Source organism: Modestobacter sp. KNN46-3, assembly GCF_011039295.1.
In genome coordinates this window covers 1-10,111 of record NZ_JAAKGN010000166.1, presented here as the reverse complement: position 1 = coordinate 10,111, position 10,111 = coordinate 1, and the positions used below count along the sequence as shown (strand labels likewise).

At 74.3% G+C, this 10,111-nt stretch carries 13 protein-coding genes; 11 read left to right on the top strand and 2 right to left on the bottom strand.

The genetic code is table 11. The features are described from left to right. The first annotated feature begins 121 nt into the window (after positions 1-121). The 5 genes from G5C62_RS22860 to G5C62_RS22840 all read left to right on the top strand — a co-directional run bounded on the left by G5C62_RS22860 (position 122) and on the right by G5C62_RS22840 (position 2,822). On the top strand, positions 122-541 hold the full coding sequence (locus tag G5C62_RS22860; RefSeq protein WP_036337523.1) for a DUF350 domain-containing protein: 420 nt from the start codon (positions 122-124) through the stop codon (positions 539-541). A 21-nt stretch (positions 542-562) separates the two neighbouring features. Then, the gene (locus tag G5C62_RS29060; protein WP_036337524.1) at positions 563-859 is read left to right on the top strand and encodes an SH3-like domain-containing protein; all 297 of its coding nucleotides are present in this window, start codon (positions 563-565) and stop codon (positions 857-859) included. Continuing rightward, positions 843-1,133 (top strand): SH3-like domain-containing protein, encoded by a 291-nt coding sequence (locus G5C62_RS29055; RefSeq protein ID WP_036337525.1) that lies wholly within the window; start codon positions 843-845, stop codon positions 1,131-1,133. Before G5C62_RS29060 ends, G5C62_RS29055 begins: the two co-directional genes overlap by 17 nt. Continuing rightward, entirely contained in the window at positions 1,130-1,720 is a 591-nt protein-coding gene (locus G5C62_RS22845; RefSeq protein WP_164702811.1) for a nitrile hydratase subunit alpha, read from the top strand. Before G5C62_RS29055 ends, G5C62_RS22845 begins: the two co-directional genes overlap by 4 nt. A 157-nt stretch (positions 1,721-1,877) precedes the next feature. Further along, a complete protein-coding gene (locus G5C62_RS22840; protein ID WP_164702810.1) occupies positions 1,878-2,822 on the top strand; it encodes a GGDEF domain-containing protein in 945 nt (314 codons plus the stop codon). A 10-nt stretch (positions 2,823-2,832) separates the two neighbouring features. Here the strand turns inward: G5C62_RS22840 and glgA are convergent, their stop codons facing one another. Further along, entirely contained in the window at positions 2,833-4,005 is a 1,173-nt protein-coding gene (glgA, locus tag G5C62_RS22835) for a glycogen synthase (RefSeq protein ID WP_164702809.1), read from the bottom strand. Positions 4,006-4,076: 71 nt separating this feature from the next. Between glgA and glgC the strand changes: the two genes are divergently transcribed. Continuing rightward, on the top strand, positions 4,077-5,297 hold the full coding sequence (gene glgC / locus G5C62_RS22830; RefSeq protein ID WP_036337530.1) for a glucose-1-phosphate adenylyltransferase: 1,221 nt from the start codon (positions 4,077-4,079) through the stop codon (positions 5,295-5,297). Positions 5,298-5,303: 6 nt separating this feature from the next. Beyond that, positions 5,304-5,819, top strand: a complete 516-nt coding sequence (locus tag G5C62_RS22825) for a 2'-5' RNA ligase family protein (RefSeq protein WP_164702808.1) — start codon at positions 5,304-5,306, stop codon at positions 5,817-5,819. Here G5C62_RS22825 and G5C62_RS22820 read toward each other — a convergent pair. Continuing rightward, positions 5,816-6,493: an O-methyltransferase gene (locus tag G5C62_RS22820; RefSeq protein WP_164702807.1), complete on the bottom strand. Its 678-nt coding sequence runs from the start codon at positions 6,491-6,493 to the stop codon at positions 5,816-5,818. The two genes, G5C62_RS22825 and G5C62_RS22820, sit on opposite strands and share 4 nt — an antisense overlap. Before the next feature lie 233 nt (positions 6,494-6,726). Here G5C62_RS22820 and sigE point away from each other — a divergent pair, with 233 nt between their 5' ends. The 4 genes from sigE (at position 6,727) to G5C62_RS22800 (ending at position 9,989) form a co-directional block, all read left to right on the top strand. After that, positions 6,727-7,332, top strand: a complete 606-nt coding sequence (sigE, locus tag G5C62_RS22815; protein ID WP_036337535.1) for an RNA polymerase sigma factor SigE — start codon at positions 6,727-6,729, stop codon at positions 7,330-7,332. Further along, positions 7,329-7,904: an anti-sigma factor gene (locus G5C62_RS28765; protein ID WP_164702805.1), complete on the top strand. Its 576-nt coding sequence runs from the start codon at positions 7,329-7,331 to the stop codon at positions 7,902-7,904. Before sigE ends, G5C62_RS28765 begins: the two co-directional genes overlap by 4 nt. A 281-nt stretch (positions 7,905-8,185) precedes the next feature. Continuing rightward, positions 8,186-9,505 (top strand): S1C family serine protease, encoded by a 1,320-nt coding sequence (locus G5C62_RS22805; RefSeq protein ID WP_241176072.1) that lies wholly within the window; start codon positions 8,186-8,188, stop codon positions 9,503-9,505. Positions 9,506-9,596: 91 nt separating this feature from the next. Beyond that, positions 9,597-9,989 (top strand): twin-arginine translocase TatA/TatE family subunit, encoded by a 393-nt coding sequence (locus tag G5C62_RS22800; RefSeq protein WP_036337539.1) that lies wholly within the window; start codon positions 9,597-9,599, stop codon positions 9,987-9,989. Positions 9,990-10,111: the final 122 nt, after the last annotated feature.

Sequence of the window (10,111 nt, the reverse complement as noted above, 5' to 3'; positions counted from 1 at the left end):
TGCCAGTCGGAGTCGGTGGCGACCAGCTGCACCCCACGCAGCCGGCGGGGCGGGGCGGCGGGTCGGGTGCGCGCTGGCCCTAGGCTCAGCGCTCCGCCGTCCCCCAACTCGGAGGTCCTCTGTGCTGGCCAGCATCGGCTACGCCGTCGCCTACACCGGCGTCGGCATCCTGCTGCTCGTGGTGGGCGCCCTCGCTCTCGACCTGCTCACCCCCGGCCACCTGGCCAAGCACATCTACGAGGAGCGCTCGGTCAACGCCGGCATCGCGCTGGCCGCCGGCTTCCTCGGCCAGGGCGCGATCGCGTTCACCACCATCTGGACCAACGCGACCAGCGGGTTCGGGCGGGCGCTGCTCTACACCGTGGTGTTCGGGCTGCTCGGCGTCCTGCTGCAGGCGCTGGCGTTCCTGCTGCTGGACCTGCTCACCCCCGGGCGGCTGGGTCAGCACCTCACCGAGGTGGCCTTCCACCCCGCCAGCCTGGTCTCCGCTGGCGCGACGCTGGCGGTCTCGGCGATCATCGTCGCCTCCATCTGGCCCTGACCCCTCACCAGGAGGCTCCGCATGAGCCGGATCAACGACGTCGGCGGGATGGCCGGGTTCCCGGCGATCGTCGAGGAGCCCGACGAGCCGCCGTTCCACGCGGACTGGGAAGCGCACGTCCTCGCACTCAACGGTGCGCTGATCAAACGCGGGGTCTACAACCTCGACGAGTTCCGCGACGCCCAGGAGCGGCTGCCGGTGCAGCAGTACCTGGGCGCCTCCTACTACGAGCGCTGGTTCGCCGCGATCAGCACGCTGCTGGTGGAGAAGGGCGTCGCCACAGCCGACGAGCTCGCGGTCGATGACCACGGCGCCTGACGGGTTCGCCCCGGGCGACCGAGTGCGCACCCGGGCCGTCGATCCGGCCGGTCACACCCGGCTGCCCCGGTACGCCCGCGGCGCGGTCGGGGTGCTGGTCGAGCGTGCCGGGCGGCACCCGCTCGCCGACGACCGCGCCCGCGGCCTGACCGGGCCGGCCCGGTCGGTGTGGCACGTCCGGTTCGCCGCCGCCGACCTGTTCGGCGAGGGCGACCACACGGTCACCGTCGAACTGTGGGAGGACTACCTGACCCGAATCGAGGAGCAGCGATGAGCGGCGACCACGGCAGTTCCCGGATCTCGGCGCAGGTGCGGCACGTCGAGACGCTGCTGGAGACCCGCGGTCTGCTGGCCGCCGGGGAGGTCGACGGGCGCATCGACGAGTTCCTCGCCGGTGGCACCCCGGCCAACGGGGCGCGCATCGTGGCCCGGGCGTGGGCCGACCCCGGCTTCGCCGAGCGGCTGCTGGCCGACGCCAACACCGCCATCCGGGAGGTCGGGCTGTCGATGGCCGGCGGCCTGCAGGAGCAGCGGCTCAAGGTGGTCGCCAACACCGCGGAGACGCACAACGTCGTCGTCTGCACGCTGTGCTCCTGCTACCCGATCGCCCTGCTCGGCCCCTCGCCCAGCTGGTACAAGAGCGAGGCCTACCGCTCCCGGGTGGTCCGTGACCCCCGGGGCGTGCTCGCCGAGTTCGGGCTCGAGCTCCCGGCCGGGACGGCGATCGCCGTCTGGGACGCCAGTGCCGAGTCGCGGTACCTGGTGCTGCCCCGACGTCCGGAGGGGACGGCGTCGCTGACCGAGGCGGAGCTGGCCGGGCTGGTGACCCGCAAGGGCCTGATCGGCACTGCCGCCGTCTGACCGATCCGGGTGAGGCGCGGCCGGGGAGCGGCCGGATCCTCGTGGCCAACGACTAGGTTGCCCGCAACGGAACTCGCCGGTCTCCTGCCCGTCCGACTCCGGCGACCCAGGCACCTCACCCGGAAGGCGGCACGAACGGATGCGCAGCGGACCCGAGGTGGCGAGCGCACGCGTCACCGCCCCGGTCATCGGGGCGCTGTACGTGGCCGGCGGGCTCGCCGTCCTCGCCGTCGTCCTGCTGGGCGGGGGCGGTGCCGGCGGCGTCTCGTCCGTGCTGACGGCGATCGGGCCGGGTGCCCTGCTGGCCGGCGGTGTGGTGGTCCGCTGGGGTCGCCACCTGCCCCGGTCGGCGTTCCACCTGATGGTGCTGCTGGGCACCGCGCTGATCAGCACGGTCGTCTGCGCGGCGCCCGACCCGACCTCGGCCGTGGCGCTGGCCGGCATGTACCTGTTCATCGCCGTCGCGGCCTTCTTCCTCTTCGCGCTCCCGGTGGCGTCGGCGTACCTGGGCACCGCGATCGCGGCGTGCACCGTCGTCCTGACCCTGTGCGGGGTGGCGGCCGGCCCGGTGGTCGCGCTGGCCGTCGTGATGGCCGCGATGGGCCTGGTGGTCGCCACGCTGGCCCGGCGCGCCTCCGCCGCCAGCCTGGACGGGCTCACCGGCCTGGCCAACCGGCGTGGCTTCGACGACGCGCTCGAGGAGACGGTGCGGGTCGCCGTGCGCAGCGGTGCCGACCTGTCCGTGGCGCTGGTGGACATCGACCACTTCAAGTCCATCAACGACCGGCACGGGCACGCCGCCGGCGACGACCTGCTCCGGACGGTGGCCGACGAGTGGCTGCCCCGGGTGCCCCGCGGCTCCGTGCTCGCCCGGCACGGCGGCGACGAGTTCGCGCTGCTGCTCCCCGCCCACGCCGGCCCGGCCGCGCTGGCGGTGGTCGAGCAGCTGCGGCTCGCCTGCGCCGGCGTGCCGCTGTCGATCGGCGTCGCCGCGCACGAGCCGGGCGAGCCGACCTCCCAGTTCATGCGCCGTGCCGACAGCGCCCTGTACCGGGCGAAGGCGGCCGGTCGCGCACGCAGCGTCCTCGCCGAGGACCGCTGAGCGGCTCGGGTCAGCGGCGGGCGGCGAGCACCGACTCGTAGACCTCGGCGGTCTGCTGGGCGATCGCCGGCCAGCCGAACTCCGCGAGCACGCGCTCACGGCCGGCTGCGCCCATCGCGGCCGCGCGGCCGGGATCGGCGAGCAGTTCGGCCATCCGCGCCGCCAGCCCGGCGGCGAACGCGGTCGGGTCCTCGGCGTCGTAGGGCACCAGCAGGCCGGTGCGGCCGTCGTCCACGACCTCCGGGATGCCGCCCACGGCGCTGGCCACGACCGCGGTGCCGCAGGCCGCGGCCTCCAGGTTCACGATGCCCAGCGGCTCGTACACCGACGGGACGACGAAGACCGTCGCCCCGGTGATCACTGGCACCAACTGCTCGCGCGGCAGCATCTGCTCGATCCAGACCACGCCGGTGCGGCGGGTCTGCAGCTCGGCCACGGCGTCGGCCACCTGCGCGCGCTCGGCCGGGGTGTCGGGGGCGCCGGCGCAGAGCACCAGACCGGCCTCGGGGGGGAGCTGCTCGGCCGCGGCCAGCAGGTGCACCAGCCCCTTCTGCCGGGTGATCCGGCCGACGAACAGCGCGTACGGCCGGTCGGGGTCGACCCCCACCGAGCGGACGACGTCGGGCGCCTCGATCGGCCGGTAGGCCTGGGCGTCGACCCCGTTGCCGACCACGACGACCTTCGCCGGGTCGAGGTCGGGGTAGACGTCGAGGACGTCGGCCCGCATGCCCCGGCTGACCGCGATCACCGCGTCGGCGGAGGCGTAGGCGGTGCGCTCCACCCAGGAGGACAGCCGGTAGCCCCCGCCCAGCTGGTCGGCCTTCCACGGCCGGCGAGGTTCCAGGGAGTGCGCGGTCACCACGTGGGCGGAGCCGTGCACCAGCGAGGCCAGGTGCCCGGCGTGGTTGGCGTACCAGGTGTGCGAGTGCACCAGCTCGGCGTCGGCCAGCGCGGCGGCGATCTCCACGTCGACGCCGACGGCCTGCAGCGCGCCGTTGGCGGCCTGCAACCCGGACGGCACCCCGTGGCCGGTCGCGTCGGGGCGGGGCCCGCCGAAACAGTGGACGTCCAGCTCCGGCCCCTGTTCGAGTCCACGCAGGGCCGCGACGAGGTGCTCGACGTGCACCCCGGCCCCTCCGTAGACGTCCGGCGGCCATTCCCGGGTGATCACTCCGACGCGCACGGACTCACCCTAGGTGGTTGGAGCGGGTGGTAGATGGAGCGAACGCCGCGTGCACCCGTTACGGTCCGTCCATGCGTGGCGGCCCTCGAGTTCTCGGCATCGTGCTGGCAGGTGGTGAGGGGAAGCGGCTCGCCCCGCTGACCCAGGACCGGGCGAAGCCCGCGGTCCCCTTCGGAGGGAACTACCGGCTCATCGACTTCGTGCTCTCCAGCCTGGTCAACGCCGACATCCGGCGGATCGCGGTGCTCACCCAGTACAAGAGCCACTCGCTGGACCGGCACATCACCACGGTCTGGCGGATGTCCACGCTGCTGGGCAGCTACATCACCCCGGTCCCGGCGCAGCAGCGCCTGGGCCCGCGCTGGTACACCGGCAGCGCCGACGCGATCTACCAGAGCCTCAACCTGATCTACGACGACCGTCCCGAGATCGTCGTCGTCTTCGGTGCCGACCACGTGTACCGGATGGACCCGTCACAGATGATCGACCAGCACCTCGCCACCGGCGCCGGCGTGACCGTCGCGGGCCTGCGGGTGCCGCGCCAGGAGGCCACCGCCTTCGGTGTCATCGACGCCGACGAGAACGGCAAGGTGCGCCAGTTCCTGGAGAAGCCGGCCGACCCGCCGGGGATGCCGGGCAGCCCGGACGAGACGTTCGCCTCGATGGGCAACTACGTCTTCACCACCGACGCGCTGCTGGAGGCCCTGCGGGTCGACGCTGCCGACGAGAACTCGGTGCACGACATGGGCGGGTCGATCATGCCGATGATGGCCGGGGCCGGCGACGCCTACGTGTACGACTTCAGCAGCAACGCCGTCCCCGGGGAGACCGAGCGCGACCACGGCTACTGGCGGGACGTGGGGACGCTGGACGCGTACTACGACTCGCACATGGACCTCGTGTCGGTCAGCCCGATCTTCAACCTCTACAACGACCGCTGGCCCATCTACACCCTGCCGCCGATGCTGCCGCCGGCCAAGTTCGTGCTCGGCGGCCGGGCCGAGGAGTCGATGGTCAGCGCCGGGGTGATCATCGACGGCGGCTCCGTGCACGGCTCGGTGGTCGCACCGAACGTGCGCGTGGAACGCGGTTCGCGGGTCGAGGCCAGCGTGCTGATGGACGGCGTCCACATCGGCGAGGGCGCCGTCGTGCGCCGCGCCATCCTGGACAAGAACGTCGTCGTCCCGCCCGGTGCGCAGATCGGGGTCGACCCCGAGCGGGACCGGGAGCGGTACCACGTGAGCGCCAGCGGCATCACGGTCCTGGGCAAGGGCTCCCGCGCCATCCTGTAGCCGACGGTGCCGTCACCGCTGATCGTGACGCTGCTGCTGGACGACGCCGCCCACCAGCGGTTCGACCGGCTGCGGGCGGCGCACTTCCCGCCGGAGCGCAACCACCTGCAGGCGCACGTGACGCTGTTCCACGCGCTGCCCGGTGAGCACCGGGCGGCCATCGGCCGCGAGCTGGCGGTGGTGGCTGCGCGACCGGCGTTCGACGTCGCAGTCTCAGGCGTGCGGTTCCTCGGTCGCGGCGTCGCCCTGGATCTGTCGGCGCCCGAGCTGACGACGCTGCGCGCCGGCCTGGCCGACGCCTTCGACCCGTGGCTGACCCGGCAGGACCGGCAGTGGTCCCGCCCGCACGTGACGGTGCAGAACAAGGTCGCCCCGGAGGTGGCCCGCGCGCTGCACGCCGAGCTGACCGCGTCGTTCGTGCCGGAGACGGTCACCGCCCGCGGGCTCGGCCTCTGGCGCTACCTCGGCGGGCCGTGGGCGGCGGAGGCGGAGTTCTCGTTCGGCTCCGATCGGTCCGGTTAGGTGCGCTTGGTGGCGACCAGCAGGCCGGCGCCGATGGGCAGCACGGCGCAGGTCAGCGTCTCGTCCTCGCGGAGCGTCCGGGCGATCTCCCGCCACGCGACGGTCTGCGCATCGCGGGCCGAAGGGTCGGCGATCTTGTCCTCGGTGAGCAGGCCGTGGCAGATGAGCGACCCGCTGTGCCGGATGAGCCCGAGCAGACCGGCCAGGTTGCCGGCGTACTCCAGCGGCGGGCCGGCGCAGCTGACCAGGTCGTAGGCACCGGGGGACAGCCGCGGCAGCACCTCGCCGGGCGTGCCGAAGATCAGCCGGGTCCGCCCGCTGGGGACGCCGGCCTCGGTGAAGGCCTGCCGGGCCGCACGCAGCTCGGCCGGGTCGGCGTCCAGGGCGGTGAGGACGCCGTCGGGGCGCATCCCCTGCAGCAGCCAGAGCCCGGCGACGCCGCCGCCGCTGCCGATGGACACCACCGAGCGGGCGTCGCAGGCGGCGGCGAGGACGGAGAGGGTCGCGCCCACCGCCGGCTCGACCGGGACCTGGGTCCCGAACGCCTCGGCGGAGGTCATGGCCCGCTGGCGGGCGGCCACCTGGGCGGGGGTCTCGGCGGCGAAGCTGTCGGCATAGGCCGCCGCGCCCGTCGGGGAGCCGCCGGTCGGGGGCGGTCCGGCAACGCTGGTCACCGGGCGAGGGTAGTGGCGAGGGCGGGGCCCCCGCCCGCCCGGGTGGGGGACGGGACGACGCCCGGTCGACTGCCTGGCAACTGGCTGTGTGTCTGCGCTGCACGGGAACACCGACTGCGCGCCCGGCCGTTGGACCGGGCGTGCGTCTCTCGCGTACCACCGGCCAGCGCTCCGTCGAGCGGTCCACCCCCGCTGGGGAGGTGTCGACCTCGGCCGTCTGCGATCCTGGGGCCGTGACCGAGCCCACCGCGACCGGGTCGGCGGCCCCCGCCGGCCTCGAACCCGTGGCCTCCGCGGCCGACGGCTGGGTCGCGCCCACCTGGGAGCAGGTCGTCCGCGACCACTCGGCGCGGGTCTACCGGTTGGCCTACCGCCTCTCCGGCAACCAGCAGGACGCCGAGGACCTCACCCAGGAGACCTTCGTCCGGGTGTTCCGCTCGCTCGCCGACTTCTCCCCGGGCACCTTCGAGGGCTGGCTGCACCGGATCACCACGAACCTGTTCCTCGACATGGTCCGTCGCCGGCAGCGGATCCGCTTCGACGCCCTCCCGGAGGACACCGAGCGGCTGCCCGGCTCCGCGCCGTCCCCGGAGCAGGTCTACGCCGACACCCACCTCGACCCGCAGATCCAGGCCGCCCTCGACGCGCTCTCCCCGGAGTTCCGGGTCGCCGTCGTGCTGTGCGACATCGAGGGGCTCACCTACGAGGAGATCTCGGCGACCCTCGGCATCAAGCTCGGCACCGTCCGCAGCCGCATCCACCGCGGTCGAGTGCAGCTGCGGGAGGCGCTGGCCCACCTCGCCCCCGGCCGCCCCGTCCCCGCCGTGGAGGTGTCGTGAGCATCCCGGAGAGCCACCTCGCCCAGGAGGCGATCGCCGCCCTCGTCGACGGAGAGCTCTCCGGCGGGGCCGCGAACCGGGCGGCCCGGCACCTGGCCGGCTGCGCACAGTGCCGGATGGCGGTCGCCGCCCAGCGCGAGGCCAAGGACGCGCTGCGCCACGGGGTCGACGTCGCGGTCCCCGGTGACCTCATCTCCCGGTTGCAGGCCATCCCGTTCACGGCTGCCGGCCCCGGCGGCGGGCTGGGCTCGTTGAGCGCCGGTGCCGACGGCCTCGCGGCCACCGGTGCGGGTGGCTCCTGGGCGATCCCGCTCGCGCCCGCCGAGGCCCCGCCCCGGTCCGACGGCAGTGCCCGCTGGCTGCGGCGGGGGATGACCGGGGCGCTGGCCGGCCTCGGTCTGGGTGTCGCCGTGCTCGCCGTCAACCTGCCGACCGCCGACATGCCCCACCGGGAGCCGGTGGCCGACGCCGTCCGCTACGCGCCGACCGAGCGGACCGACATCGTCCCGCCCGTGGTGCGCACGTCCACCGTCGGTTCCACCACCGGCCTGCCCGCCGGCGGGACGCCCTGAGCGGGACGCCCGGCACCGAGCCGTTCGACGCCGGCTCCCGTCGCGCCGACCACGCAGTCGGCCTGAGCGACGAGCAGCCGACCGCGTACGCCCGTCCCGCGGGGACGACAGGCGCCTTCGCGCCCACCGACGCCCGGCTGCAGCCCAGCGCCCCGCCGGTCCCGGCTCCCCAGCCGGAGCAGCAGGCGGCCTTCGGTCGGCCCGCCGCGGTCGACGGGTCGTTCGGCGACGACCGCCCGGTGCCGTCGCCCCGGCCAGTGCCCCCGCCGCCTCCTGAAGCGGTGCTGCGGGCGTTCGCCCCCCGGGACGGCGCCACCGGTCTGGGTGAGCCCCCGGGTGGCCGCCCCGCGCGGCGGCGCACCGCGGTGGCCCCGTTCTGGAAGCCCGACGCGACCGCCGACCCGTGGCGCGACCCGCACGCCCCCGCTGCGCTGGGTGCACCCGCGCAGTACCCGCAGGAGCAACCGCCGCCCGGCCCGGTGCTGCCGGAGCCGCAGCCTCGCGGCAAGGTCCGGCTGCGCGACCTCTCCGTCCGGCTGACCGTGCTGGCCCTGCTGAGCCTGCTCCTGGTCGGCATGGTCGGCGGCACGACCGCCTGGTACCTGGGCCGGACGGCCGACGAGGCGCCCTTGCTGGCGGAGGGCACCCAGCTCTCCGAGGTGTCCCCGGGCACCAGCCGGGAGCCCGGTTCGATCGCCGACATCGCCGGTCGGATCATGCCCGCCGTGGTCTCCATCGAGGTCCGGCTGGCCAGCGCAGGCGCCACCGGGTCCGGGGTCGTGGTGGACGCCGAGGGCGGCTACATCGTCACCAACAACCACGTGATCTCCGGTGCCGCCGACGTCGCGGGCGCGGAGATCCGGGCGGTCTTCAGCGACGGCAGTGGCTCCACCGCCCGGATCGTCGGCCGCGACCCGGCCAGCGACCTCGCCGTCCTCAAGGTGGAGAAGTCCGGGCTGGTCGCGGCCTCCCTCGGCAGCGTCGGCGACCTCGTCGTCGGTGACCCCGTGGTGGCGATCGGTTCGCCGCTGGGCCTGGCCGGCACGGTCACCAGCGGCATCGTCAGCGCGCTGGACCGCCCGGTGCGGCTGACCGGCGAGGGCAGCGACACCAATGCCGTGATCAGCGCCGTGCAGACCGATGCGCCGATCAACCCCGGCAACTCCGGTGGCGCACTGGTCGACGCCACCGGCGCGGTCATCGGGATCAACACCGCGATCGCCTCGGTGGCGGGCGCCGGCACGACCGGCGGTTCGATCGGCCTCGGCTTCGCCATCCCGATCGACACGGTGCGGGACATCTCCGAGGAGCTGATCACCACCGGGACGGCGGTGCACGCCTCGCTCGGCGTGAACGCCCGCACGGTCACCGACGGCACCCGCGACGGGGCGCTGGTGCTCAACGTCGAGCCCGGCAGTGGTGCCGCCGAGGCCGGGGTGCGGGAGCAGGACGTGGTCATCGCGGTCGACGGCGAGCCGGTCGTCAGCTCGGAGGAGCTGGCCGTCGAGGTCGACGCCCGGGAGCCGGGTGACACGGTGACCCTCGAGCTGGTGCGCGGTGGCAGTTCCCGCGAGGTCGACGTCACCCTGGGCGTGGCCTGACACCTGCTGTTGGGCTGTGGGTCGTCCGACAGCAAGCCGGTCCACCTACGCTGGACACGACCGCGGTCCGCGGTGGGTGCGAGGAGGAGCGGTGTTCGACTCGATCGGCTGGGGCGAGATCGTCGTCCTGGCGCTGGCGGCGCTGTTCATCTTCGGCCCCGACCGCCTGCCCTCGCTGGCCAAGGACGCCGCGAACGGGCTGAAGAAGGCGCGGGATGCGGTCACCGGGGTGCGCGGGCAGCTGCACGACACCCTGGGCGACGACTTCGACCACCTGCGCGACATCGACCTGCGGCAGTACCACCCGAAGACCTTCATCCGGTCGCAGCTGATGGGCGACGACGACGCCCCGGCCCGGACGGGGAGCACCGCCGCGAGCGCAGCTGCTGCGGGAGCGACCGCAGCCGGCTGGTCCCCGGCGGGGCAGGCGACCCGCACGCGGGACGCGAGCACCCCGCCGCCGTTCGACGTCGACGCGACCTAGATGAGCTATTCCAAGGGTCAGTGGTCGTAGGCGATTAGTGATCTTGGTGTTAGTGCGCCGATGTGGTCGTTGTGCCAGATGACGACGGTGAGTGCCAGGACTCGCTGGAGGACACGGACCCA